Here is a 25,717-nt window from a genome sequence, read left to right on the forward strand (position 1 = left end):
AAAAAAGGAAAATTATGGATTTTTTAAGAAAGATTTTAGATTCTGCGAACGCACGAGTGGAGCGAGAAAAAGCGCGAATTTCTTTTAATGAAATGCGAAGAGATGCGGAGGCGATTTACAAAGCGCAAATCGCAGAATCTACCACACAAAAGCACAAATTTCGCAGAATCTCACCGCACAAAATTTTTCACAAACTCACAGCACAAACGGCGTATCTTGATATACGCAAAAATTCAGCCAATTTGCAAATATCACACTAGAATCCGCCCGCCAATCATAGCGCACCGCGCCGTTTGTGTCAAAATAATTTATCGGCGCGCTAATCTCTATGCCCTTTGCCTTGTCGCGCTCATATTCGCCCTGCAATGTGAGTTTGCCATACTCGGGGTGTCCTAGCATAAAGATGTCTTTTTCATCTTTTAGCACGCTTATGCCAGATTCCGCGCCTTTTAGCAAAATATCTAAGTTTGATTCCCCAGCCACGCGCTCCGCCACTGCTTCATCTACGCCACTATACCTTGAGTGCGGGATTTTCACAATGTCGCCTAGCCCCGAGAGTAGCACATTTGGCGTGATGATAGAGTGCTCATAAATGCCTGATAGCTTCGCGCTTAGCGCGATTTTTGGGACTTTGTGAAAGTGATAGAGCCCAGCCATCGCCCCCCAGCATAGATAGAGCGTAGAAGTGCATTTAGCGCGTAAAAAGTCCATTATCTCACGCAGCTCAGCCCAATACTTCACTTCCTCAAACTCCAAATGCTCGATAGGCGCACCTGTGAGTATCGCACCATCGAAATTGCGCTCCCTCACGCGCTCAAAATGCACATAAAATTTATCCAAATGGCTTTGTGGCGTGTTTTTCCCCACATAGCTTTGCGTGGTAAGAAGCGTGATATTGATTTGCAAAGGCGAATTTGCCAAAAGCGATAAAAGCTGATTTTCGGTTTGGATTTTGGTAGGCATTAGGTTAATGATGAGAATCTCTAACGCGCGAATGTCTTGGTGCTTGGCACGCGCCGTATCCATCACAAACGCGCTTTTTTCTAGCTCACTAAACGCAGGAATGTCCTTTGGGATAATAATTGGCATAAAAAATCCTTATTTTTTAAATTTACATATCGTATTTTGAGATTTTAGCATAAAGTTATAAAAATTTTCACTTAATCGCGCTTAATCGCACACGAAAAAATCAAAACTATGTGTTAAGTGGTAACAAAATGAAATTCGCAGAATCTAGCGCAGGAAAACAAGAATTTCGCAGAATCTAGCGTGGAAAAAGCACCGCAAATCGCAGAATCTGCGTTGATTTTTGATGGATTCTGCGTTTTTGTGGCGATTCGCAGAATCTGCTTTATTTCTTTCATAGATTCTGCGTTTTTCGTTCGAGATTCTGCGTTTCAAGCACATTTCACAGAATCTACCACATCTTCCCACAAACCAAATCCCATTTACCACTGCATACACGCGCCTACGCTGTAAATGAAGTTTGATTCTAGTGAATATGGGATTGTCGTTTTTATCGCACACGAACCGATATTGCTGTCTTTTAGTGTCGGCACTTGCGAGGTTTTCATCGCGTTTAGATATAGCAACCACGCATTATTTATATCAAAGTAAATAATGCCCTGCAAAGACCAATCCTGCGTGGCGAGATTCTGCGAGATGGTGTTATTCACCACCGAGTGAAACAAGTCATTTCTATCATAACTGCCATTTAGCAAAAACCGCACTCTGCTATTCACGCGCTGCGTATATTCGGCAAAAATAGTCGTGCTAATGTCGCTAGTGGCACTGCTAGTTCGCAAAATCTCCCGTTCCTCGCCCCATTTCATACTTGTGTATTTGAGATTATCCCTCCGTCCATTTACGCCAAGTCGCAGTTCCATCCCATCCATCGGCATAAACGCCACACTTCCTATAAATCCCCAGCTATAATTATCCGTGCTGTTTTGATACGGGATATTTGCGTAAATGCGCCCTTCGCCCCCGCCGATAATGCGCTCATTGCGAGAAATGTTAAGAAAACTATTATAATAAAGTTTTGATTTCAAGCGGACGGATGGCAAAATCGCAGAATCTCCGGCAATATACGCAGATATTTTGTCGTAATGTGGCGTGTGCCACACGCTTTGAAAGTCGCCGTAGGTTTTTAAAAGTCCGCTTTTTTCGCCCTTTTGATAGGTGAAGTTTATGCTGTATTTGTGCTTTTTGTTATGATTTAGTCCAAATCTTGCGCGGAGTGCGTGGTTTGTGTAGATTGCATTTGATGACAAATCCGCATTGCTAAAATCATATCCAAGCAAAAAATCCCATTTGTAAAAACTGCGCGCGAGGTTTGCCTTTATGTGGTGCTCGGTGTTTGAAAGCATTGTGTATGCGCTTGTTAATTGCAGTTGCTGAAAGGGAAGCGTGTATGCTTGGGATATGCTAACCTCATCAATGCGTGAAAATGCCGCTCTGCGCGCAGAATCTAGCGCAATTTCGCTTAAAAATACGCCATTTTTGCTTTTTCCACGCACTTTGACGCGCGCACGGTGTGGTTTTAGTGGCATTAAGTTTGGATTTATCAAAAAAGTGGAATTTGGTTTTTTAGGCGCAGAATCTAGCGCGCTTTGGGAGGATTGCGCGTTTTGGGCGAAGATGAAATTATGGATAAAATATTTTGTCGGGATAAATGGGCATTGCAAATCATTATAGAGCGCAGAATCTAGCGTGGATTCTGCGTTTTGATTTGCAGAATCTAATGCGATTTTTGGTGCAGATTCTAATGTGTTTTGGGGAGATTCTGCGATTTTTGGTGCAGAATCTGCGGAATATTCTGCGTTTGCAAGACAAACAAAAATCGCCATAAAAATCCATCGCATAGCACCAACCTTAACTTTTGCAAATTATAATAAAATCGTCATAAAATATTAAATCCGCAGAATCCATCCAAACTTCATTGCCATAAATTCAATCAAAAATCCGTTTTTTTAAGTTTATTTTCCCTAAAATTCAACTTTTATTTTTCCAAAAAAGGCAGACTTTGATTACAAAAATACCAATTCCTATAAATCCCCCCCCCCTATTTGATTTAGCAAGATTCTGCGCCTTTATTAGATTCTGCGATAAATGCGATAGATTCTGCGAATCGCAGAATCTGCGTTTTAAAAATATATTTGCAGGACAGCACAAATGCGAGCGATAATCCTTTGTGCTGGGCTTGGGACGAGACTTGCGCCAATCACACTAACTAAACCAAAACCATTGCTTGAAATTCGCGGTAAAAGCATTTTGCAAAATACCATCGAGCACCTACATAGCGCAAATATCGATGATATTATTGTCGTTTGTGGCTATAAGGCTGAGCTGTTTGAGCCATTGCGTGAAAAGCTCAAATTTCAACAAGTGATTTTCCCGCATTTTGCTACCAAAAATAGTGTGGCAAGTCTAAAATTTGTAAGCGATTGTATCACCAAAGGGACGCTTATCCTAAATGGTGATTTGTTTATCACGCAAGACTTCACGCAGAATCTGCATTTTGGCTGCTCGCAATTTTTAGGACAAGAAATCAAGCAAGGGAGCTTTTGGGGTTATATCACCGATGAAAATGCCAAATTGATGGATATTGACACAAATGCGACAAGCGGATTTGGCGCAAGTAATTTTGGAGACGGCATTGCATTTTTTGACAATGAAGCAGATTTAGGCGTTATCAAAGATTCACTAAATAAATGCGATGATAAGCAGTATTGGGAATCGTGCATTTTAGGCATTTTGGATAAAATCAATTTTTACGCATTTAAGTCGCAAACGCCATTTTACACAGAAATTGATTCGATTCAAGACGCACTCAATGCAAATTTACTCACACCCGAAGAAATCGCACAGCAATGCGCTACGGATGGTAAAGCAGAGCGATTAAAGGGCATTACAAATATCAATTACAAAATAAACTTCAATGGCAAAGAACAAGTCTTGCGAATCCCAAGCCCAAACACGGATAAATGTATCGATAGAAGTGCAGAAAAACGCATTTTAGAGATTATCGCACCGCTAAATCTAACGCCAAAAAACGACTTTTATGCAAGCGATATAAAAATGAGTGATTTTCTAAGCGAGTTTAGAAGTGCGGAATTTAGCGATATAAATGACGCATTTTTACGCGCGGTGGTAGCACAAATGAAAAAACTCCACGCCATAAAATATGATTCGCGTTTGAATATCCCGCGCGTTACGATGCTAGGCGAAATCCAAAAATATGAAAATCTTTGCAAAATCCCACTTACCACGCCAAAAGAACATAAGATTTTGCTTAATATTGCAAGGGAATTGGATAAAAGCGAGTTTGTGCTGTGCCACCGCGACTTGCAACTACCAAATATTATGATAAGGGACAATTCATCTCTTGCGCAATCTTCGCGGGAGTTTGAAAAAAACGATAGCGCAGATGTATCTTTGAGTGATTTTGTGGGTTTTGGAGTGCGGATGCGCGAAAATAGGACATTAAGTCCATTGAGCGCAAACGCACGAACAATCCCGCAAAAGCACCAAAGAGACACTGCGATTAAATTCGTAGATTTTGAATATGCTGGTTTTAGTCCTATTGCTTGGGAATTAGGCAATTTTAGCGCGGAACTTCTTTTAAGCAAATCACAAATCAAAACTCTATCAACAATCTATGGGGACATAAGCGAAGTTGAGATTGTCAAAGGGCAGTTGCTCTCAAACTACATTTGGGCGTTGTGGAGCTGGATATATCATCGAATCGACTTGGGACGGGATTATTTGGCGAGATTTGATAAAAATTTAAAGGATTTGGCGTGAGTGGCAAAACATTAGGACACGCCCTTGCGCTAGGGAGTGTGGGAATTTGGTCTAGCCTTTATGTGAGTGTGAAAATCTTGCTAGAAGCATTCAATCCACTTGAATTGCTCTTTTTGCAATCTATTTTGGGATATGTGTTTTTGTGGATTATGAAGCCAAAATGCCTTAAAATCCCACTAAAAAATGAGCTGTATTTCGCTTTGTGCGGACTTTTTGGCATTACGATTTATAATCTCTTTTTAAATCTCGCAATGGAGCGCACTCTCGCTTCAAATGTCAGCGTTATCATCACCACTGCGCCACTATTTGCTGGGATTTTGAGCTTTTGCTTTAAGTTAGAAAAGCCATATTTGAATTTTTTCGCAGGGTTTGCGCTATCGATTATTGGCGTGTATTTGTTAAGCGGGGATGTCAAAATACACATTTTAGGCGATATTTTGGCTATCATTTCTGCGGCTGGGTGGGGTGCGTATGCGGTGCTTGTAGCAAAAGTGATGAATCTAAAATATGATATTTTTCTAACCACTCGCAGAATCTTATTTTGGGGGATTGTTTTTATCGTCCCTAGCTTTTTATTTTTTGATTTTGCGCCAAATCTCAATGCGCTAAAAGAGCCAAAAATCGCCCTAAATTTATTTTTTGTCGCGCTTTTTGCAAGTGCGCTATGCTTTATAATGTGGAATAAAGCGACACAACTAATCGGCGTTGTTCGCACAAATATCTATGTCTATCTAACTCCCGTATTTACGATAATTGCATCAATTTTGATTTTGGATGAGCGGCTTGGAGCTGTCGCATTTGCGGGGGTTGTTTTAGTTTTATTTGGCGTATTTATTTCAGAGCTACGCCAAAAATCGCGCCAAAAGAAATCCCCAAAATCCTAGCGCACAAAGTAGCATAAGAATATAAATCTTTTTAGACGCAATCGCGCCAAAGCTGAGTGCCACATAAATTAGCGCGAACGGCAAGGGTAGATAATAATCAATGCTAGGAATCTCCGCATTTACCACCATATCAAGCCATCTATCAAAAATCCCGCCAAATCCAAAAATATGTAGCACAATCACAAGCGGGAAAAACACCACAAACGCCACGCTTACGGGAATGCTGACTAATTGATATGGCGAAAAATAAGGGAAAAAATAATGCACGATGGGCGTTATGCTAAAAAAGATTGCCAAATTAAATAGCGCAAAATACGGCAAGATAGGCATTTTTGGGCAGTGGCGCACGAATAAAAATATATAAAACACCCCCGCCATCGATAGCGCAAAGCCGATATTAAAAAGCGCGGTGGGGAAAATCGCAACGCAGATTAGCCCGACTAGCCCTAGCATTTTGAAGCTGATGAGCTCTAATCCCCAAAATAGCAATAAAAATCCTGCAATCCCCGCCACAAGCGCACGTAAGAAGCTCGGCGTCCAATCCAAAAGCACCAAATATCCGCACATACAAAGCAAAATAATCGCGCCTAAATCGTAAAATTCATTGCGGTAGCTAAAAAATCGCGCCTGAAAAAATCGATACACAGGCGCAAAAATCGCAAACAAAAACGCACTCAAAACGCCCAAATGATAGCCACTTATAGCGATGATATGCGCCAAACCCAAGCGATTCGCCACATCTCGCCACTTTTTATGCAATGAATCCGCGAAAAATAGCGCACCAAAGAGACTTGCTTGAATCGCATTTTCGTGCTGCGAAGCAAAATACTCTTTCAAAGGCGCGCTAAACTCGCGCTGTGGCATTAAAGAAATCGAAAACGCAATAAAAAAGCAGGATTTAAAATAATCCACAAAGTCGCATTTTTTATCCACCTTGCCCCACACACGCACGAATCGCCCCTGCAAATCCTTCAAATCATCGCGCGAAGTGATATAAAAAATATGCCCTTGCGAATCTAACTTCATCACAAAATAGGGCTTATCAGGCTTCTCGGGCTTTGTCTTTTGATATTGCAAAAGCACCTGCGCTTGGATTTCAGCGGGATTTTCAAAGGGCAAATTCGCGTATTTGTGATACTCCCACCCTACCCTAGCGATGAAAACTAGCGCAAACACCGCAATCACAAAAGCCCACTGCTTCGCCCCGCTAATTAACGGAATATTATAAGGCGAATCTTTTGACTTCCCGCGCTTTTGGGATTTGAAAGAGTTGAAAAATGTCATTTTGCCTCGCTTAAAAACTCGCTTAAAAAAATATGAATTTTACATTAAAAATTTTTATGCTACAATTTCGCTTTTTTAAAAATCTCAAAAAAAGGACATATTTTGCCATTTATTTTCGCAATCTTGCTTTTTTCGCAGAATCTAAATGCCTATTTAGACCCCGGCACGGGTTCGCTTTTGTTGAGTTCGCTTGTGGCGATTTTTGCCTCTGCTATTTATTTTTTCAAAAATTTATTTTATAAAATCACTAGCTTTTCATCGCAGGGATTGAGATTTTCGCTAACTAAAACGGGGGGGGGGGCGAAGCACTAATTGCGCAGATTCTGCGTTAAACGCAGAATCTATCACTTTTTACTGCGAGGGAGCGCGATATTATGGCACTTTTAAGCCCATTTTAGACACGCTAGATTCGTTAAATCACCCTTATACTTATCTCACCAGCGATGAAGCCGACCCCGCATTCAAACGCAAATCTAATAATTTTAGCATTAAGGAATTTATCGGCGTTGGCAATAAGGCATATACACGCCTAAATATGCTAAATGCCGATATTTGCATTCTCACAACGCCTAGCCTCCAAGTCTTGCAGATTAAGCGGAGTCGTGGCGTAAAGCATTATTGCCATATCGTGCATTCACTCACGCCGATGACTTATCGCACCTTTGGGGTGGATTATTTTGACTCGGTGCTAGTTACAAATGAAGTGCAAGAAAATTTCGTGCGTGAAGTTGAAAAGGCGCATAATATTAAACGCAAATATATCGCCATTGTCGGTTCGACATATTTAGATGAATTGGCGATTTTGCGTAAATCTATCAAAGAAAAAGCACACAAAAAAGGCAAACCTACCATTCTCATCTCGCCATCTTGGGGCAAAGAAACGCTACTTAGCAAATATGGTATGCGACTTTTAGAGCCTTTGGCAAAATCCCCCTATAATATCGTTATCCGCCCTCACCCACAAAGCCTAATAGGCGAAACTGAAAGCGCAAATATCAAATATCTCCAAGACGCACTCTCAAATTATAGCAATGTAGAGTGGGACATCGGCACGCCAAATGTCATCGCATTCGCAAAAGCGGATTTAATGATTAGTGATTTTTCAAGTGTGATTTTTGATTTTGTGTGTTTGGAGGGCAAGCCTGTGATTACGATGGATTTTGCCTTTGATAGCGCGGGATATGATTTGGCAGATATTTATGATTCGACTAATATAGGCGAATTTTGGACTTTTAAGGCATTGAAGCAAATCGGTGGCAAAATAAATGAAAATGATTTTGCAAACTTGCAAACTATCATCGATTCTGCGCTTTCGCAGAATCTAGCGCAAAAATCCATCGCAAATCTACTTTGGAAGCATCCATTTTGCGCCGGTAAAAACGCCGCATTAGAGATTCTGCAAATCCAAAAAGAGATTTTAGAGGCGCGACTAAATCCATCCATTTTAGCACAGCGAGACTTCGCAAACACCGCCATTTCTACATTAAAGGACAAAAATGCAGTTTGATATCATTGAAGCGTTATATTTTTTATTTATTTTCCCTTTGCAATTCACTCTAAATCTCGCGCTAGGTTATATTTTCGCGCTTGTGAAGTCGTGGGGGATAAGCATTATTCTTTTGAGTTTGTTTGTCAATATTTTTTTGCTAAAAATTTTCATTTGGGCGGATAAAAAGGCAGGTAAATTTAGCGCACTCAAAGCGCAATGCGACACAAAAATCGCTGAATTTAAGCGCGTATTTAAGGGCGCGGAGTTGCAAAGCTATATCCGCACGCTTTATAAGCAAAAGCATTATCACCCCATTTTCGCGCTATCTGCGCTTGGTGGTTTGGCATTGCAAGTGCCGTTTTTTATTGCGGTGCTGTGTTTGCTGAATGAATTTGATGGGATTAGGGGCGTTTCATTTCTTTGGATTGCTGATTTAAGTGCGCCTGATAGTGTGCTTGGTGTGCATTTGCTCCCTATTTTGATGACAATCATTTCGCTTGCAAATGTGTGGATTGTGGCAAAAGATAGGGGTGCGAAGATTCAAGGTGCGTTAATTTCGCTCATCTTTTTGGTGCTACTTTATCAAATGCCTAGTGCGTTGGTATTATATTGGACGACAAATATGGCGTTTTCGCTGTTACGGGCATTGTGGGCGAAATGGCGTAGCAATTCTAGCAATTCGGGTAATCATTCCGCAGATTCTGCGAATCGCACGAAAATCGCAGAATCTCGCAATGACAAAAAAACGCGCAATTTCGCAGAATCTACCACATTTTTTAGGAAAATCCTTGCCATTTTTCGCATTTTATTTAATGGCGATGATTATAAAACATACCGCCAAATCGCCGCTTACGCCGTCCTTTGCATTGCGTTTCTCATTTGCGTTTTTAATCCCTACGCGCTTTATAAAAGCGATATTACGCAGTTTGATTCATCGCAAACGATTGCCACGCTATCTGCGCTATTTGGGGCGTTTTTGCTAATTAGTGTTTTTGCGATTTATGTGCTTAATTTCATCCCAAAGCGCATTTGCAAAATCTATGCTTTTATGATGAGTTTTGCCCTATTTGTCGGCATTGTGTATAGTTTTGTTTTGGTGGGCGATTATGGTGCGATGGATAGATTTGTCTTCCAAAAAACATTATTGCCGTTTAATGACCCGCAAATGCGCCTTAAACGCTTTGTGGAGTTTGGCATTGTGGCGTTTGTGGGGGCGATATTTTTGCTATTTATGCTAAAAAGATTACGCCTTGCGATGAAAATAATTTTTGCCACGCTATTTGTTGTAAGTGCGCTAAATGTGGCGCAAATCCTAAATAAGCGATTAGATTCTGCACTTCAATCAAAAATCGCAGAATCTACGCAAAATTCTGCAAACAATTTCGCAGAATCTCCCACTACGCCATATCAAAACGAACTTTTTTCGTATTCCAAAACGCAAAAAAACATCGTAATTTTTGTATTAGATATGTTTAGTGGGTCGCATATGCCTTATATTTTGGAGCGATTTCCGCATTTTAACACCGCGCTTGATGGATTTACACTTTTTCCAAATGCGATTTCTAGTGCGAATGCTACGATTTATTCGCTACCTTCGCTTGTGGCGGGTCCCTACTATACGATTTATAATATGAATGCGCGTGGCGATAATACCGCAGAATCTAGCGCAAACGCCTATAAAAATATAGGATTATCTTTCGCGGATGCGGGATATTTGGTGGGATTTTTGATGTTTCACATCCAAAATAGAAATGCGCTAATCGCAGAATCTAATATATTTTGGTTAGACAATCACGAGCATTTTAAAAAGTATTTTTTATCGCAAAATCCATCTTTGAGCGAAAAGCTAAATAGTGGCAAATACTTTGATATATGGCAGATGCTTGGTTTTGGGCTGTTTAAGTTTATGCCTGAGGCGTATTTTAGAGTGCGTATTTATAATAGAATGCAATCTCACAGGCAAAAGGGCATAGATAATAATACGGTTATAAATCACATTTCCACACTTTATGCTGCCACGCACATAGGCGATACAAACGCTACAAAACCTACATTTAAATTTTTTCATAGTTTTATAACGCACGCACCTTATGGAATTTATGCAAATAATGGAGAGTGCAACTACCTAAATCAAAACACCATTTGGGAAAATAATAATCCACACAAGCCATCGATGCAAAAAGGGCGCTATTCCTATCAGCATTTTGATACGGAAGTTTGCGCACTGCAATATATTTCACGCTACATCGCGTGGCTAAAAGATGAGGGCATTTATGATAACACGCAGATTTTTATTGTAAGCGACCACGCTGGGGATGATAGCATAAATATACCGATGGATAAGCTAAAACCCCGCACCATAGGACCGGATATAATTTTCCTATTCAAAGATTTTAACGCAAAAGGCGCACTAAAAGTGGATAATCGCCTAATGGCAAACTATGATATTTCTAGCATTTTTTGTGAAAATCTGCCAAATGGTTGCCAAAAAGTCGGAAAAAATATCTTGCAAAACTATCCCAAAACACGCGAAATAATCCACGCACGACCAGATGACAGCTTTAAACACGAGCCAAATAAATGGCTAATTTATGGTGCTTACAAAATAAATAGCAATAGCGTAACGGGGGGGGGGATTTATGTTGAGAAAAATTGGACGGACATTAGCGATGAGAAATACGGCATTGTTAATATGAAAAAATAAGGGGCGAGTGAATGGACAAAAGCTATTGGAGTAAATTTTATACAAAACACAGCGGGAGCGAAAAGCCGTCATTGTTTGCAGAGTTTGTATGGGAGAATTACCTAGCATTGCGTGGTAATAACTTAAAACTTATCGAATTAGGCTGTGGCAATGGGCGCGATAGTGTGTATTTCGCAAAGCAAGGCATAAGCGTTCTAGGCATTGACCAATGCGAAAATATGATTGCCACACTAAACAAACGCCACAAAAGCGCGAATCTATCGTTTCAAAGCGGTGATTTTACGGCATTGCCAAACGCAGAATTTGCATTTGACGCAATATACTCACGCTTTACGCTTCACTCGATAAACGCCACACAGCAAAGCAATCTCTTTAAATGGATAGCGCAGAATCTAAGCGGGATTTTGGCAATCGAATGCAGAGGATACAAAAACTCACTTTACGGACGCGGTGAAATGGTAGAAAAAGACGCATTTATTTATGACAATCATTACAGGAGATTTGTGGATTTTGAAGCGTTGTGCGAATTTTTAAGCGATGATTATGAAGTGCTTTTTGCCAAAGAGGACAAGGGCTTTGCACCATTTAATGGCGAAGATGATTACTTTTTCCGCATAGTTGCTATTGGGGGGGGGCAGAATCTAATTTTTGCAAAAATTAGATTTATCTTATTAGATTCTGCGACAAATTCATACAAAATCGTAGAATCTATCCCAGATTCTGTGCCTCTAAGGTTTGTGGCGTGATAATTTGGATTTGCGGACTTAGTGGTTCAGGAAAAACAAGCACTGCACTTGCTTTAAGTGCTCTTTTTGACAAAGTAAATAAGCAAAATTTAGTTCTTGATGGCAATCATTTGCGAAAAATTTTCAACGAAAAGGGTTATGATAAAGCATCGCGCATCGCACTTGGTATAAAATATGCACAATTAGCACACGCATTAAGCGATGAAAAAATTATAATAATTGCCGCAAATGGAATGATTGGCGAAGTTAGTGCGTATTGTAGGGAGCATTTGGGTGATTTTGTCGAAGTATTTTTAGATGTGCCTAGCGAGGTGCTTTTTAGGCGCGATTCAAATAATCTTTATTCGCGTTTTAAGGCGGGAGAAGCGCATAATGTAAGCGGACTTGATTTACCCGTTGATACGCCAAATGCGGATATTTGCTTTAAATATAATCCTAAAAAATCCGCCACTCAAATCGCAAAAGAAATTTTTACTTTTTTGCAAAATAAAAGCACAAAAAATATAGCACATAAAACTAAACAAAACGCGATTTTATCAACAAAAGCACAAACTTTGCAAAACCTGCAACCACTTTTAAAACTAGCAAAAATTCTACCAATTTTCACAATAACAAGAGGCGATTTACCGAAAAAAACGCAGAATCTAAAAGAGATTCTGCGCCAAAGCAAAGAAAAATCTTTTATTGTGCGTTCAAGTGCTAACAATGAGGATACGCTAAATAGTTCAAATGCGGGGGCATTTTTAAGCATTGCAAATGTCCAAATTAAAGACATAGAAAGCTCGATTAAAAAAGTCCTAAATTCTTATAGCGCAAAATCTAAAAATGATTGCGTTCTAATCCAACCAATGGCAAAAAATATCGCGATAAGTGGCGTTGCATTTAATTATGAACCAAAATATTTTGCGCCATATTTTGTTATCGAATATGCGTTAAATTCAACAAGTGCCGTTACTTCTGGTGCAAATAATGTAAAAAAATACACACACTCACGCATTGCTAAAAATTTACCAAAAGATAAATTTATGGCAAAAGTTATTGCTCTTTTTAATGAAATAGAAGCATTAATACCGCAAACTGCGTTAGATTTGGAGTTTGGTATCACTAAAAATGGCGAAATTTATTTATTTCAACTTCGCCCCTTAATTATCAAAAATACGCCAAAAGAGATTGATTCACACACGCTACTTACACTAGAAAATAAAATTAGTGCAATTTTAAAAAAGCAAATTTTTTTGCAAGGCAAAAACGGGATTTTAAGCGTGATGAGCGATTGGAATCCTGCTGAGATTATTGGACTTCATCCACGCACACTTGCTTTTAGTCTTTATAAAGAGTTGATAACTGATAGCATTTGGGCGCATTCTCGCGCATCGTTAGGGTATAAAAATGTCGCACCACACCCGCTTATTTATAATTTGCAAGGATTTGCTTTTGTGGATGTAAGGGCAAGTTTTAATTCTTTTTTACCGCAAAATCTAAATGAAAAAATCGCAGAAAAATTAGTAAATTATTATTTAGAGCAACTACGGCAAAATCCACATCTGCACGATAAAATTGAGTTTGAAATTATATTTTGCGGATATTATTTTGATAGCGACAAAAGATTGCAAAATTTGAAAAATTTTAATTTTTTAAAATTTGAGATTGATGAAATTCGCGCATCTTTGCAGAATCTTACTTGCGAGATTCTGCGAAATAAACCATATTTAGAAGCAATAAGGCAAATTGATATTTTATCATCGCGGCGAAAAAAGGCATTAACACTAGAAAATAAGAGCGAAGCAATTTTTTGGTTATTAGAGGATTGTAAGGTTTATGGGACGAAAAACTTTGCCATTCTTGCGAGAATGGGATTTATGGCAGTTAGATTTTTGGATGCGCTTTTAAATCTTGGCATTTTAAAAAAAGAGCAAAAAGATAATTTTATAAATTCTTTGCAGGGCATTACTACGGAGTTTAATGCCGATTTGGCAAATCTCACAAAAGAAGCATTTTTAGAAAAATATGGGCATTTGCGTCCGGGCACTTATGATATTTTGTCGCCAAGTTACAATGAAAATTATGACATTTATTTTAAAAATATCACTAAAAATAAACACACCAAAAAAGCGGAGTTTAATCTCTCCCTAGCGCAAATAAAACAGATTGAAAATATGCTGTCAAAAGCAAATCTTGATATTAGCGTGGTTGAGTTTTTTGAATTTATTGCAATGGGGATTTTACAGCGAGAACGCTCAAAATTTGAATTTAGTAAAAATATAAGTGAGATTCTGCGACTAATTGGAGAAATTGGCGCGGAATTTCGCCTAAGCAAGGATGATTTGAGTTTTTGTGATATTGGTGTATTTACCAAAGCATTTAGCACAAGTGAGAATATACAAAAATTGATTTTAGAATCTATTAGTAAAAATAAATCCACGCATTTCAAGCAACAAGGACTTTTAATGCCTTCAATAATTTTTAATGCGAATGATATTTATGGATTTTATGATTTGGATTGTGCGCCTAATTTTATCACTCAAAAGCGCATTCGTGCAGAAGTTTTGGCATTTAGCAAAGCGCAGAATCTAGATGACAAAATCATCTGCATTGAGTGCGCAGACCCGGGATTTGACTTTATTTTCTCGCATAATATTGCTGGGTTAATTACGCGTTTTGGTGGAGCAAACTCGCATATGGCAATTCGCGCAAATGAACTTGGTATCCCCGCTGTTATTGGTTGTGGTAAGAATTTTGATATGTATAAAAACGCCAAAATATTAGATATAAACTGCGCAAATGCAAAGGTGGAGATTGTTTTATGATAGTAGGAATCACACAAAGAGCATATTTTCACGCACCATATAATGAACTTTGGGAGTGCGTAGATTCTGTGCTGTATGAGTTTGTTGCAAATTTGGGTTTTATGGGTGTTGGAATAAGTTTTACAAATAACATTGAATGCGTTTTGAGACTTTGCGATAGCATAATTTTAAGCGGCGGAAATGATATTGGCAAATGTGAGAGGCGTGATAAATTTGAAAAAGCACTTTTAGATTCTGCGATAAGGCAAAATAAAAAGGTGCTTGGCATTTGCCGTGGAGCGCAAATAATTGCTACACATTTTGGCATAACACTTCAAAAATCGGCACATAAAATCAAAGATTTTTACGCACTGCAAGGCACATTAAATCACAAAGTGCGTTGCTTTCATAAATATTGTATTAAAAATAATGAAATTTTAAAGCAAAATAATTTTGAGATTTTGGCAACAAGTGCGACAAGTGCAAATTGTAGCGAGATTGAGGCATTTACAAAAGAAAATATTTTAGCATTTATGTGGCATCCCGAGAGGGAGAAAAATAGCGTAGATTCTGCGATTATTGGCACATTTTTAAAGGGGGAAAAATGAAAGCGATTATTTTGGCGGCAGGGCGCGGAAGTAGAATGAGAAGTTTGACAAATAATTCGCCAAAATGCTTAGTTAAAATCTTTGGAAAGACACTTTTAGAATGGCAAATAATGGCGTTAAAAAATGCTGGTGTAGAGCAAATTGGCATTGTTGGTGGATATAAAAATGAAGCACTAATACCTTTTATAAAATCGCAGAATCTAATTGCGTTTCATAACAAAAATTGGGAACAAACAAATATGATTTCATCGTTGCTTTGCGCAAGGGAGTGGATTAGCGGGAGTGAATTTATCATTAGTTACAGCGATATTTTTTATAAAGCAAACGGGATTAGGACGCTAATAAATTTGCCTTGTGATGTGGGTATTTTGTATGCGAAAAATTGGAAGGCGATTTGGGAAGCACGATTTGGGGAAAAAATATTAAGTGATGCGGAGAGTTTTAAGATAGATTCTGCGCTAAATTTAATTGAAATTGGCAAAAAAGTAAAGGATATTAGCGAGATTCAAGGGCAGTTTATGGGGATTTTAAAATTTGGCAAAGATGGGTTTGAGAAATTTTTAGAGGCAATTAGTGTGTTAGAAATCGCAAAAATAGATACGACTTTTGCATTACAAAAATTTTTAGAGGCTGGGAATAATATCAAATGCGTTGAATTTGATGGAGCGTGGGGAGAATGCGATAATGAAAACGATATAAAGATTTATGAAAAAATGTATAACAAAAATGCGTTAGATTCTGCGAAAAACGCAGAATCTACATTCGCAGAATCTAAAAATTTCACAGATTCTGCAAATCCCCCCCCCCCATTTTATAATCCGTAATTTTAATCACAAACCTAAAATCTATGTCGCAATGTCTGCGGATTTAATCCACCCCGGACATATCAATATCCTAAAAATCGCCAGAGATTACGCTGACAAAGTGCGTGGCGAAGTAGTCGTGGGACTACTCACAGACAAGGCAATCGCCTCTTACAAACGCTTACCCTATATGAACTACGACCAACGCAAAGCCGTGCTAGAATCTATCGCGCTAATCGATAGAGTAATCCCGCAAGACACACTAAGCTATGAGGGCAATATCCGCGCTTTACGACCCGCATTTGTCATTCACGGCGATGATTGGCAAAGTGGCGCACAGGCAAAAACCCGCCAAAATGTGATAGATACGCTAAATGAGCTAGGTTGCGGGGAGCTAGTTGAGCCACATTACACGCAGGGTATTAGCTCCACACAGCTAAACGAAAATGCCCGTGCCATAGGCATTAGCACTAATGCTAGATTATCGCTACTGCGCCGATTGATTCACGCTAAAACACCATTGCGATTTATCGAAACCCATTCGGCTATTTCGGCACTCATCGCGCAAAATGCCTTTGTGAATCAAAACGGCACAAAAATCGAATTTGATGGCTTTTGGAGTAGTTCGCTGACTGATTCTACTTCGCGCGGGAAGCCAGACATCGAAGCAGTGGAGCTACAAAGTCGCCTAAATACGATAAATGAGATTTTTGAGGTAACCTCAAAACCGCTGATTTATGATGCCGATACGGGCGGGAAAATCGAGCATTTTGCCTTTGCAGTGCGGAGTTTGGAGCGCACGGGGGTTAGTGCGTGTATCATCGAGGATAAGACAGGATTAAAGAAAAACTCGCTTTTAGGCAATGAAGTGGCGCAAACGCAAGATAATATCAATGACTTTTGCGACAAGATTCGCGCGGGCAAAGATGCGCAAATCACGCAGGATTTTATGATTATCGCGCGGATTGAATCGCTGATTTTAGATAAAGGAATGGAGGACGCGCTAAATCGGGCGTTCGCCTATGTCGATGCGGGGGCTGATGGGATAATGATACACTCGCGCCACAAAAGCCCAAATGAGATTTTAGAGTTTATCGCCAAATTTCGCGCCAAAAATACGCTAACGCCTATCGTAGTCGTGCCGACAAGTTTCAACGAAATCACCGCGCAAGAACTTGGCGAAGCGGGGGCAAATATCATTATTTATGCAAATCACTTGCTAAGAGCTAGTTTTGTAGCGATGAAGCAAGTCGCACAGGGGATTTTGGAAAATGACAGAAGCGCGGAGATGGAGGGGCAATGTATGAGTGTGAAAGAGATTCTCTCACTAATCCCGGGCACGATATGACAAATTAAAAATACCCCACCCCAAACCCCTCCCGCAAGGGGAGGGGTTTTCTCTATCTCCCCCTCCCTTGCGGAGGGGGATTAAGGGGGTGGGTAATTTAGATTCACAAGCGAAAACTTGTAAAACTAAAAATTTAAAATTTAAAGGAAATGCTATGAGTAAAATCGTAATTTTCGGTGCAGGCAACTGCGGACGGCTAATCGCGCAAAATCTAGCCCAAAAGGGCGAGCAAATTTTGTGCTTTATTGATAACGACCCGTTAAAAGCAAATTCTAGCATAACGCTAGATTCTAACGGGGGGGGGGGGAATAGTGCTTTGAGTGCGCCATTAACCTTTCAAATCCACCCAAGCGAAGTGCTACAAAAACTAGATTTTGATTCTATTGTCATCGGCACTTTCACGGGATTTTATGAAATCCGCGCACAGCTTGAATCGCTAGGCATAGCGCGGGACAAAATCGATGTGAGCCATATCGAGCTAAGCGTTCGCGCAAGAGAAATATTTTTAGAAAATTTCGCCAAAGAAATAAAAGCACAAAATCTAGCAGGCAATGTCGCAGAGCTAGGCGTCTATCGTGGGGATTTTGCACGGCGTATAAATGAATGCTTCAAGGACAAAATTTTGTATTTATTTGATACATTTGAGGGCTTTGAAGACAAAGATTTGGCTCAAAGCAAAGACGGCGCAATGGGCGCAAGTCTAGGCAAAAAGCACTTTTCAAACACAAGCGTAGAACTCGTGCTAGGCAAAATGCCCTACCCAAAGCAATGTGTGATAAAAAAGGGCTGGTTTCCACAAAGCGCAGAAAATGGATTAGAAAATGAGAAATTTTGCTTTGTCAATCTTGATGCGGATTTATACGAGCCGATTTTGGCGGGGCTAAAATTTTTCTACCCCAAAATGGTGCGCGGTGGCGTGATTTTAGCCCACGAATATTTTTCGGCTGGATATGTGGGCGTGAGAGAAGCAGTGAGCGAGTTTATGAGTGAATGTGGCTTATCAAACGCACAAAAACTCCCCATAGGCGACAATCTAAGCATAGCAATAATAAAAAATTAACATTTCAAAAAAGGGGCAAAATGCGGACAGAGGATTTTGGAGCGGAGCTAAAAAAGCTAGGATTTAGCGATTTTGCGGGTGTACCGTGTAGCTATCTTGCACCACTGATAAACTGGGCAATCAATGAAAATGCCTTTATAATGGCAAATAATGAAGGCGAGGCGGTGGCAATCGCAAGTGGAATAAGCCTAAATTCGCTTTGTAATGAATCGCAAAATTTTGGCGTGGTACTAATGCAAAACAGCGGATTAAGCAATGCGCTATCCCCGCTTACAAGCCTAAATCACACTTTTAATATCCCTATACTTGGCTTTATCTCCCTGCGTGGTGAGCCAAATGATAGTGGAGAAAATACCGATGAGCCACAGCACGAATTGCTAGGAAAAATCACCGATAAACTTTTGCAAACTTGCGAGATAGAATGCGCATTTTTGGTTTCTAATTTTGAAGTGGCAAAACAGCAATTATCCCACGCAAAAGCCGTGCTAAAATCTAATAAAAGTTTCTTTTTTATCGTGCGAAATCATTGCTTTGAAAAAGTCGCTTTGACAAATTCGCCTATACTTTGTCATATTGAGCGTAGCGAAATATCTCAAAACAATAGAGATTCTTCGCCTACGGCTCAGAATGACAAAATAAGGCACGACGCCAAACCCACACGATTGCAAACTCTGCAAATCATTCAAAATCTAGGGCAAAATTGCGCCCTACTCGCCACCACAGGCAAAGCGGGGCGCGAACTATACGAGCTAGGCGACAAAGAAAATCAGCTTTATATGGTAGGCTCTATGGGCTGTGTAAGCGCGTTAGGGCTTGGAATCGCGCTAAAATCACATAAAAAAATAATAGCCATCGATGGCGATAGTGCGCTTTTAATGCGACTTGGCGCACTTGTCGGCAATGCGTATTATGCAAGGTGCGCAAACAAGGGCAATTTCTGCCATATTTTGTTAGATAATCAAAGCCACGATAGCACGGGTGGGCAGTTTAATCTCTCGCCATTTGTGGATTTTGTGGCAATCGCAAAATCCTGTGGCTACGAAGTGGCAAAAAGGGCGCAAAATTTAGATGAATTTAGCGAAATTTTGGGCGAATTTTTAGAGGCGCAAAATGGCGGGGCATATTTTATTTACCTTGACATTGCAAAGGGGAGCAAAAAGGATTTAGGACGCCCTAAAATCACGCCAAAGCAAGTGGGACAGCGATTTAGTGCGTGGCTAAATGATAAAGAAGTTTAAATTTTAAAGCGTGTTAAATTTAGGCTTATTTTAAGGAACAAAATGCAATTTACTTATTTTAATCCCGTGAAAATCCGTTTTGGCGTGGATTATTTAGAAGCGGTTAAAAGCGTGGCGAATCGTTTGCAAGGTGCTAGGTTTTTGCTCGTTACAAGCAAGGGATTTAGCAAAAGAGGGTTAAGTGAAAAAATCGCAAACGCGCTAGGGACGCAACTTATAGGCATTGTAGATAAGATTACGCCAAATCCGCAATTAAAGCATTTGCAGGGGATAAAATCTGCGTTGGCAGAATTTGATGCGATTATCGCACTTGGTGGAGGGAGCGTAATTGATAGCGCGAAGTTTTTAAGCGTGGATAGTGTGCTTGAAAATGGGAATTTTATAATCAAATCGCAACCTAAATATCTCTATGCTCTGCCGACTACCTCTGGCACTAGCTCCGAGCTCACACACTGGGCGACTATTTGGGATAATGACGCCTTTATCAAGCATTCTTTAAGCGATGAAATTCTCTATCCAAAAGAGGCGATTTATGACCCACGCTTGACGCTAAGTCTGCCCCGTGAAACCACCATACACACGGCACTTGATGCGCTAAGTCATAGCTTTGAATCTATTTGGAACAAAAGCGCAAATCCCATATCCACGCATTACGCGCTAAATGCGATAGAAATTATCTTGCGTGATTTGGTGGCATTGACACAGAATCTAGATTCACTCCCCCTGCGAAGCAACATAATGCAAGCAAGTATGTATGCAGGACTTGCCTTTTCTAACACCCAAACCGCCCTAGCACACGCGCTAAGCTATCCGCTTACTATGCGTTTTGGCACTCCGCACGGATTGGCGTGTAGTTTTAGTCTGCCTTTGCTACTAGATTGTCTGCCAAAGACAAGCAATGCAAACGCGCTTTTATCGCCTTTTAGGGCGCGACTTTTAAATCTTTTTGAAAAGCTAGAAATTTCTACAAATCCAAAAAAATATGGGCTAGATTTGGCATTTATCGATGAGATTTTCGCCACGCTAAACCCCCGCGCAAAAAACGGCATTTTTGATATAGATTCTGCGAAAAAGGCAATCTTAAAAAATCTATAAATTCGCAGAATCTACTTGTATTTTCATTTGCGATTATGGCAAATTTTGTGCTAGAATCGCGCCTTTAAAAAGGACAAAAATGCAAATTTTACTCACTATAAATGACATTTCCATCACAGGCGGGGCGGAGCGCGTGTGCGTCAATCTCGCAAATGCCCTCGCAGAATCTGGGCATAATGTCGAAATTTTGAGTTTTTATAGGGCGCATAAATCCCTGCCTTATGCTATAAAAACGAAGTGTTCTTTTGAGTATGAGTGCGATGAAAATAGTATGCGAGATAGATTCTGCAAAAATCCACTTTTGAAGCTGTATTTTAAAAATTTTCATAAGATTTTCATCAGCTTTAAGATATGGATGCGATACAAACACGCCGATATGATTATCACAAATGATTGGACTTATGCGCCGTTTTTTAGGCGAAAGCGGACAAAATATCTTAAATTGCATCATTTGCGATTTGCGAAATATAATAAGCGAAATGATATGTTTGACACACTTATCATTTTAAGCAAAAATGAACTCTCTATCTGGCAAAAATATCATAAAAATGTCTTTGTAATCCCAAACTTTTTGCCACAAATCCCGCAAAAAAGCACAGATTCTGCGCAAAAAGTAGTTTTAAGCGTGGGGCGAATGGATAATGGCGACCAAAAAGGCTTTTTGCGGTTGATTGATATTTGGGGAATGGTGCAAAGCTATTGTCATACTAGCCACACATTTTGTCATTCTGAGTGTAGCGAAGAATCTCAAAAATCTACAAATAGAGATTCTTCGTTTTCTACGAAAACTCAGAATGACAAAGATAACCTAACCAAATGGAAGTTAGTCCTCGTAGGCGATGGTGTCCTAAAAAGCGAGATACAATCCAAAATCAAATCCCTAAACTTGCAAGATTCTATAATCTTAAAGCCATTTACCAAAGAAATCGAGCGCGAATATTTGGGAGCAAGTATCTATGCAATGGCATCGCACTTTGAGGGCTTCCCTATGGTGCTAGTGGAGGCGAGTAGCTACGCTTTGCCCTGCATTGCTTTTGACATTGCCACAGGACCTAGCGATATTATCGCGCATAATAAAAGTGGCTATTTGGTGAGCGATAATGACTTGGAGGCTTACGCAAAGCATTTGATAAAGCTAATGAGCGATGAATCTAAGCGCATTGCATTTGGAGGTGAAGCAAAAAGGCTTGTGGGGGAGAGATTTAGCAAAGAAGTGGTGATGGAGAAGTGGGAGGAATTATTGCGAAAAATCGCAGAATCTAGCGAAAAAATCCATTAGATTCTGCGACTCGCAATGACGAAAATTGTGCGCTAGATTCTGCGCCTCGCAATGACAGAGTTTCTTCGCTCATAATGACAAATTAAAACAGATTCTGCGAATGGGTGAAAAATCACTAAATTTTTGATACAATTTTCATAAAATTCATTTTGGGAGCATTGCTTGGATAATCTAAAACGCACTTTGCAGTTTATAAAAAATCATAATGAGATTATTGTGCTGACTTTGCTTTGCGTGGGTATATTTTTCTATGCTATCGGCGTTAGCAAAATTTTGAATAATTTTCGCGCGCAAAGTTTTATTTTCATCGCTGGGGCGATTTTTGTGCTGTGTAATTTTAGGCGATTTTCTAAAAAAGATTGGCAGATTCTGCGAATTCCAGCGGTTTGCATTGGGATTTTGATTGCACTTGGATTTATGACTTATTTTAACTCCGTATTGCCGCCAAAGAATTTTGGCGCACTGCTTAGAGCGATAAATCAGCATATTGTGGGATATTTTGCGCTATTTTGCCTGTGCTATTTTTTTGGCAAATATGCAAGTCAAAAAGTATCGTGGAGGGCGGTGCATTTTTTCGCGCTGATGTGCGTGGTAAATGTGATTGCGATGTGTTATTTGATTAGCAAAAATGGATTTTATCACGAGAGTTTTGTCCAAAATATTCCATTTTTCTTTAAGGCGATTTTTACTTACAATATTTGGATTTTAGCGCCGATTGCGATAAGTTTGGCGGGGATTTTTGTGTGTAAAAATTTATGGCGATGGATTTTTGTGCTGTGCTTTATTTTTAGCATAGTGGCGATGATTGGCAATGGTGAGCGAAGTTTTTTTGTGGCGTTTGGTGTGATGATTTTTGTGCCATTTATTGTTTATAAATATCATTATAAAAAGTGGATTTTGCTTGCGTTTTTGGGGATTTCAAACATTGCGATTTATGGTTTGTTGCATTTTAGCAAGGATTTGCCGATGCGGTATAATGCCTATAATATTATTAGCAATGTCAGCGAAGTGTGGCAAACTACGCCCGTTGAGATGGGGAAATATGACCCGCTTTGCTTTGGTGCAAAATGGTTAGATTGCGAGGAAGAAAGCACGAAAAACGGACTTAGCGAAATCAATTTAGACCACTCCACACTTTCTCGCTTAAATATGACAAAATCCACGCTTTTGGCATTTTGGGATAATCCATTCAAACCGCATATTGTAGGTCCATTTCAAGTGGGCGAATATTTATGGCATTATTATAATTTATACAATCCGCAAAATCGCTCATATATTATTTTCTCAAATGAAAATTCAAATTATCAGCAAAATGGATACAATCATCCGCATAATTTTGTCGCAAGTCTTGCGCTGTGCTATGGCATTATTGGATTGCTTTGTATTGCGATTTTGCAGGGATTTTTGTTTTATAGTGGCACAAGGGCGATTAAGACAAGCGATAATCAAACAAAATTTATAGGATTGGGATTGTGTATTTTTGTGTGCGGAATGTGTGCGCAGAGTTTTTTTGATGGGTTTTATCATAATATTTTGGAGACTATTTTTATAATTCAGGGCATTTTAATAGGACTAATGTGGCGCAAAATATCTTGTGAGTGATTTTAGATTCTGCGATTTGCGTGAATTTCGCAGAATCTGGTGTGAATTTCGCAGAATCTACACTAAATTCTGCCAAAATCGCACAAAATCGCAGAATCTCAGTGCAAAAATCGCAGAATCTACACTAGATTCTGCAAAAATCTCCCACACATTTCGCAGAATCTGTCGTATTTTATGATAAAATTCCCATTTTTACATTTCTTGGAGGCAGTTTATGAGTAAGATTAAGGCGTTTTTTGGTAGTGAGATTGCGGGGGGTGTGCTACTTTTTGTGTGCGCGGTTTTGGCGATGATAGTGGCAAACTCGCCTTTATCTAGCGGATATTTTCACCTATGGGAGATACCTGTGGGCGTGAAAATCGGCGAAACTTTCATCGGTATGAGTTTGCACCACTTTATAAATGATATTTTGATGTCGTTTTTCTTCCTTGTGGTGGGACTTGAAATCAAAAAAGAATTTCTCTTTGGCGAGTTAGTCGGCTTTAAAAAGGCGGCGTTCCCCGTGTTTGCGGCACTTGGCGGTATGATTGCGCCGGGCATTATTTATTTCACGCTAAACTTTGGCACGGCGTCTCAAAATGGCTTTGGGATACCGATGGCAACGGACATCGCCTTTGCGCTTGGCGTTATGATGTTGCTAGGCAAACGCGTCCCTGTCGCGCTAAAAGTCTTTTTGGTAACGCTTGCGGTTGCCGATGACTTGGGCGCAATCATCGTAATCGCGCTATTTTACACGAGCGACTTTTCGTTTATGTGGTTTGGATTGTCGCTTGGGTTGCTTTTGGTGCTGATTTTGTTTAATAAGCTTGATATTCGCGCACTTTTCCCCTACCTTGCGGTGGGCGTTTTGCTGTGGCTATCGGTGCATAATACAGGCATACACGCTACAATCGCCGCTGTGGCACTCGCATTTACCATCCCCGTGCGCCCAAAGATAGAAAGCAAGTCCTTTGGCGTGGCGGTAAATGACGCTGTGGCGCGCTTTTTAGGCAAAGAAAAAGAGCGAGAAAATCTTATGCTTTGCGCTAAGCAGATGGAGTGCGCACACGATATTATCAAAAATGCAAACGCCGTGCAAAATCCATTTTTACGCTTGGAGCACGCAATCGCGCCGTGGAGTAACTTTTTCATTATGCCACTTTTTGGCTTTGCGAATGCGGGAGTGGCGATAAGTAGCGACATAAACTTTCACATCGACCACATAATGCTTGGGATAATTTTGGGGCTAGTCATCGGCAAGCCAATCGGCATTACGACTTTTACCTTCATTTGTGACAAAATCAAAATCGCCAAAAAGCCTGAATCTGTGAGCTGGATAAATATCTTTGGCGCGGGTATGCTAGGGGGGATTGGCTTTACGATGGCGATTTTCGTGGCAAATCTTTCATTTCCAAATAATATCCCAAGCACGGATTTAGCGAAGCTCTCAATCATCATCGCTTCGCTAACGGCGGGGATTTTAGGCTCACTTTTCTTAATCATCGAGCATATCGTAGAGCATAGAAAAAAATCGTAAAATGCGAATCGCAGAATCTAATGTGGGATTTTGCGAGATTCTGCGAAATTTGGGCGATTCGCAGAATCTAGTGCGATTTTTCGTTATTGCGAGATTTGACAACGCCAAATCGTGGCAATCCTAATGGATTGAGCGAAGCGAAATATTTCAAATTCTCCCCCTCCCTTGCGGAGGGGGATTAAGGGGGTGGGTATTTTGTGAATTAGATTTTGCGATTTCGTGCGAAAATCGTTTTAATACAAGTCTAGATTCTACGATTCACAAAATCTAATCCAAATTAAAGCGAATTGCCATAATTTCGTCATTGCGAGAAAATGCGTAGCATTTTCGTGGCAATCCAAACCACGCGAATCTAAAAGAAAAATAAAATCAATGTCCCAAATTTGAATCAATAAATTATTTACATTTAGATTCGCCCAAAGTAAGCGATTCGCCTTTGATTTACAAGTCTCATTAGTGGATTGCTTCG

The 25,717-nt window shown here is 39.9% G+C and carries 25 protein-coding genes; 19 read left to right on the top strand and 6 right to left on the bottom strand.

The annotated features are described in order from the left end of the window. Positions 1-14 precede the first annotated feature (14 nt). Positions 15-260: a hypothetical protein gene (locus tag ACWIUE_RS06505; protein ID WP_454135902.1), complete on the top strand. Its 246-nt coding sequence runs from the start codon at positions 15-17 to the stop codon at positions 258-260. Here the strand turns inward: ACWIUE_RS06505 and ACWIUE_RS06510 are convergent. From ACWIUE_RS06510 to ACWIUE_RS06525, 4 genes are all read right to left on the bottom strand, one after another. Further along, a complete protein-coding gene (locus ACWIUE_RS06510) occupies positions 196-1,089 on the bottom strand; it encodes a homoserine O-acetyltransferase/O-succinyltransferase family protein (RefSeq protein ID WP_454135903.1) in 894 nt (297 codons plus the stop codon). The genes ACWIUE_RS06505 and ACWIUE_RS06510 overlap by 65 nt on opposite strands. 113 nt (positions 1,090-1,202) lie before the next feature. Beyond that, positions 1,203-1,364 (bottom strand): hypothetical protein, encoded by a 162-nt coding sequence (locus ACWIUE_RS06515; RefSeq protein WP_454135904.1) that lies wholly within the window; start codon positions 1,362-1,364, stop codon positions 1,203-1,205. A gap of 84 nt (positions 1,365-1,448) precedes the next feature. Beyond that, positions 1,449-2,864 (bottom strand): hypothetical protein, encoded by a 1,416-nt coding sequence (locus ACWIUE_RS06520; RefSeq protein WP_454135905.1) that lies wholly within the window; start codon positions 2,862-2,864, stop codon positions 1,449-1,451. A gap of 130 nt (positions 2,865-2,994) precedes the next feature. Continuing rightward, entirely contained in the window at positions 2,995-3,174 is a 180-nt protein-coding gene (locus ACWIUE_RS06525) for a hypothetical protein (protein ID WP_454135906.1), read from the bottom strand. Between ACWIUE_RS06525 and ACWIUE_RS06530 the strand changes: the two genes are divergently transcribed. Next, on the top strand, positions 3,175-4,806 hold the full coding sequence (locus tag ACWIUE_RS06530; RefSeq protein ID WP_454135907.1) for a sugar phosphate nucleotidyltransferase: 1,632 nt from the start codon (positions 3,175-3,177) through the stop codon (positions 4,804-4,806). Further along, entirely contained in the window at positions 4,803-5,690 is an 888-nt protein-coding gene (locus ACWIUE_RS06535; RefSeq protein ID WP_454135908.1) for a DMT family transporter, read from the top strand. Before ACWIUE_RS06530 ends, ACWIUE_RS06535 begins: the two co-directional genes overlap by 4 nt. Here the strand turns inward: ACWIUE_RS06535 and ACWIUE_RS06540 are convergent. Beyond that, on the bottom strand, positions 5,649-6,974 hold the full coding sequence (locus tag ACWIUE_RS06540) for a ComEC/Rec2 family competence protein (RefSeq protein WP_454135909.1): 1,326 nt from the start codon (positions 6,972-6,974) through the stop codon (positions 5,649-5,651). The genes ACWIUE_RS06535 and ACWIUE_RS06540 overlap by 42 nt on opposite strands. 102 nt (positions 6,975-7,076) lie before the next feature. Here ACWIUE_RS06540 and ACWIUE_RS06545 point away from each other — a divergent pair, with 102 nt between their 5' ends. The 16 genes from ACWIUE_RS06545 (at position 7,077) to ACWIUE_RS06620 (ending at position 25,372) form a co-directional block, all read left to right on the top strand. Continuing rightward, positions 7,077-7,286, top strand: coding sequence for a hypothetical protein (locus ACWIUE_RS06545; RefSeq protein WP_454135910.1), 210 nt, complete (start codon positions 7,077-7,079; stop codon positions 7,284-7,286). A gap of 223 nt (positions 7,287-7,509) precedes the next feature. Then, the gene (locus ACWIUE_RS06550; RefSeq protein WP_454135911.1) at positions 7,510-8,481 is read left to right on the top strand and encodes a CDP-glycerol glycerophosphotransferase family protein; all 972 of its coding nucleotides are present in this window, start codon (positions 7,510-7,512) and stop codon (positions 8,479-8,481) included. Beyond that, a complete protein-coding gene (locus tag ACWIUE_RS06555) occupies positions 8,471-11,167 on the top strand; it encodes a YidC/Oxa1 family membrane protein insertase (RefSeq protein WP_454135912.1) in 2,697 nt (898 codons plus the stop codon). The genes ACWIUE_RS06550 and ACWIUE_RS06555 overlap by 11 nt, the downstream gene beginning before the upstream one ends. A gap of 11 nt (positions 11,168-11,178) precedes the next feature. Next, entirely contained in the window at positions 11,179-11,913 is a 735-nt protein-coding gene (locus tag ACWIUE_RS06560) for a class I SAM-dependent methyltransferase (protein ID WP_454135913.1), read from the top strand. Beyond that, positions 11,910-14,720, top strand: a complete 2,811-nt coding sequence (locus ACWIUE_RS06565) for an adenylyl-sulfate kinase (RefSeq protein WP_454135914.1) — start codon at positions 11,910-11,912, stop codon at positions 14,718-14,720. Before ACWIUE_RS06560 ends, ACWIUE_RS06565 begins: the two co-directional genes overlap by 4 nt. Then, positions 14,717-15,307, top strand: a complete 591-nt coding sequence (locus ACWIUE_RS06570) for a gamma-glutamyl-gamma-aminobutyrate hydrolase family protein (protein WP_454135915.1) — start codon at positions 14,717-14,719, stop codon at positions 15,305-15,307. The genes ACWIUE_RS06565 and ACWIUE_RS06570 overlap by 4 nt, the downstream gene beginning before the upstream one ends. Beyond that, the gene (locus ACWIUE_RS06575) at positions 15,304-16,131 is read left to right on the top strand and encodes a phosphocholine cytidylyltransferase family protein (RefSeq protein ID WP_454135916.1); all 828 of its coding nucleotides are present in this window, start codon (positions 15,304-15,306) and stop codon (positions 16,129-16,131) included. The genes ACWIUE_RS06570 and ACWIUE_RS06575 overlap by 4 nt, the downstream gene beginning before the upstream one ends. A 31-nt stretch (positions 16,132-16,162) precedes the next feature. Next, positions 16,163-17,458, top strand: a complete 1,296-nt coding sequence (aepX, locus tag ACWIUE_RS06580) for a phosphoenolpyruvate mutase (RefSeq protein ID WP_454135917.1) — start codon at positions 16,163-16,165, stop codon at positions 17,456-17,458. A 154-nt stretch (positions 17,459-17,612) separates the two neighbouring features. Beyond that, complete coding sequence (locus tag ACWIUE_RS06585; RefSeq protein ID WP_454135918.1) at positions 17,613-18,518, top strand: TylF/MycF/NovP-related O-methyltransferase; 906 nt, start codon at positions 17,613-17,615, stop codon at positions 18,516-18,518. Positions 18,519-18,538: 20 nt separating this feature from the next. Beyond that, positions 18,539-19,756: a phosphonopyruvate decarboxylase gene (gene aepY, locus ACWIUE_RS06590; RefSeq protein WP_454135919.1), complete on the top strand. Its 1,218-nt coding sequence runs from the start codon at positions 18,539-18,541 to the stop codon at positions 19,754-19,756. 42 nt (positions 19,757-19,798) lie between these two features. Continuing rightward, complete coding sequence (locus ACWIUE_RS06595; RefSeq protein WP_454135920.1) at positions 19,799-20,851, top strand: phosphonoacetaldehyde reductase; 1,053 nt, start codon at positions 19,799-19,801, stop codon at positions 20,849-20,851. A 79-nt stretch (positions 20,852-20,930) separates the two neighbouring features. Then, the gene (locus ACWIUE_RS06600) at positions 20,931-22,130 is read left to right on the top strand and encodes a glycosyltransferase (protein WP_454135921.1); all 1,200 of its coding nucleotides are present in this window, start codon (positions 20,931-20,933) and stop codon (positions 22,128-22,130) included. A 162-nt stretch (positions 22,131-22,292) separates the two neighbouring features. Then, the gene (locus ACWIUE_RS06605; protein WP_454135922.1) at positions 22,293-23,732 is read left to right on the top strand and encodes an O-antigen ligase family protein; all 1,440 of its coding nucleotides are present in this window, start codon (positions 22,293-22,295) and stop codon (positions 23,730-23,732) included. Continuing rightward, complete coding sequence (locus tag ACWIUE_RS06610; protein WP_454135923.1) at positions 23,725-23,910, top strand: hypothetical protein; 186 nt, start codon at positions 23,725-23,727, stop codon at positions 23,908-23,910. Before ACWIUE_RS06605 ends, ACWIUE_RS06610 begins: the two co-directional genes overlap by 8 nt. A 36-nt stretch (positions 23,911-23,946) precedes the next feature. Then, positions 23,947-25,248: a Na+/H+ antiporter NhaA gene (gene nhaA, locus ACWIUE_RS06615; protein WP_454135924.1), complete on the top strand. Its 1,302-nt coding sequence runs from the start codon at positions 23,947-23,949 to the stop codon at positions 25,246-25,248. Position 25,249: 1 nt separating this feature from the next. After that, positions 25,250-25,372 (top strand): hypothetical protein, encoded by a 123-nt coding sequence (locus tag ACWIUE_RS06620; protein ID WP_454135925.1) that lies wholly within the window; start codon positions 25,250-25,252, stop codon positions 25,370-25,372. Positions 25,373-25,499: 127 nt separating this feature from the next. Here the strand turns inward: ACWIUE_RS06620 and ACWIUE_RS06625 are convergent, their stop codons facing one another. Next, positions 25,500-25,640, bottom strand: coding sequence for a hypothetical protein (locus ACWIUE_RS06625; protein WP_454135926.1), 141 nt, complete (start codon positions 25,638-25,640; stop codon positions 25,500-25,502). Positions 25,641-25,717 lie beyond the last annotated feature (77 nt).

The organism is Helicobacter sp. 23-1045 (assembly GCF_053654655.1).

Bases quoted from the DNA above. Each gene is read 5' to 3' on its own strand.
- ACWIUE_RS06620 (WP_454135925.1), top strand. From the start codon at position 25,250: ATGCGAATCGCAGAATCTAATGTGGGATTTTGCGAGATTCTGCGAAAT.
- ACWIUE_RS06575 (WP_454135916.1), top strand. From the start codon at position 15,304: ATGAAAGCGATTATTTTGGCGGCAGGGCGCGGAAGTAGAATGAGAAGT.
- ACWIUE_RS06600 (WP_454135921.1), top strand. From the start codon at position 20,931: ATGCAAATTTTACTCACTATAAATGACATTTCCATCACAGGCGGGGCG.
- ACWIUE_RS06510 (WP_454135903.1), bottom strand. From the start codon at position 1,089: ATGCCAATTATTATCCCAAAGGACATTCCTGCGTTTAGTGAGCTAGAA.
- ACWIUE_RS06540 (WP_454135909.1), bottom strand. From the start codon at position 6,974: ATGACATTTTTCAACTCTTTCAAATCCCAAAAGCGCGGGAAGTCAAAA.
- ACWIUE_RS06555 (WP_454135912.1), top strand. From the start codon at position 8,471: ATGCAGTTTGATATCATTGAAGCGTTATATTTTTTATTTATTTTCCCT.
- ACWIUE_RS06530 (WP_454135907.1), top strand. From the start codon at position 3,175: ATGCGAGCGATAATCCTTTGTGCTGGGCTTGGGACGAGACTTGCGCCA.
- ACWIUE_RS06570 (WP_454135915.1), top strand. From the start codon at position 14,717: ATGATAGTAGGAATCACACAAAGAGCATATTTTCACGCACCATATAAT.
- ACWIUE_RS06595 (WP_454135920.1), top strand. From the start codon at position 19,799: ATGCAATTTACTTATTTTAATCCCGTGAAAATCCGTTTTGGCGTGGAT.
- ACWIUE_RS06585 (WP_454135918.1), top strand. From the start codon at position 17,613: ATGAGTAAAATCGTAATTTTCGGTGCAGGCAACTGCGGACGGCTAATC.
- aepX (WP_454135917.1), top strand. From the start codon at position 16,163: ATGTCTGCGGATTTAATCCACCCCGGACATATCAATATCCTAAAAATC.
- ACWIUE_RS06520 (WP_454135905.1), bottom strand. From the start codon at position 2,864: ATGCGATGGATTTTTATGGCGATTTTTGTTTGTCTTGCAAACGCAGAA.
- aepY (WP_454135919.1), top strand. From the start codon at position 18,539: ATGCGGACAGAGGATTTTGGAGCGGAGCTAAAAAAGCTAGGATTTAGC.
- ACWIUE_RS06515 (WP_454135904.1), bottom strand. From the start codon at position 1,364: ATGAAAGAAATAAAGCAGATTCTGCGAATCGCCACAAAAACGCAGAAT.
- nhaA (WP_454135924.1), top strand. From the start codon at position 23,947: ATGAGTAAGATTAAGGCGTTTTTTGGTAGTGAGATTGCGGGGGGTGTG.
- ACWIUE_RS06505 (WP_454135902.1), top strand. From the start codon at position 15: ATGGATTTTTTAAGAAAGATTTTAGATTCTGCGAACGCACGAGTGGAG.
- ACWIUE_RS06560 (WP_454135913.1), top strand. From the start codon at position 11,179: ATGGACAAAAGCTATTGGAGTAAATTTTATACAAAACACAGCGGGAGC.
- ACWIUE_RS06550 (WP_454135911.1), top strand. From the start codon at position 7,510: ATGCTAAATGCCGATATTTGCATTCTCACAACGCCTAGCCTCCAAGTC.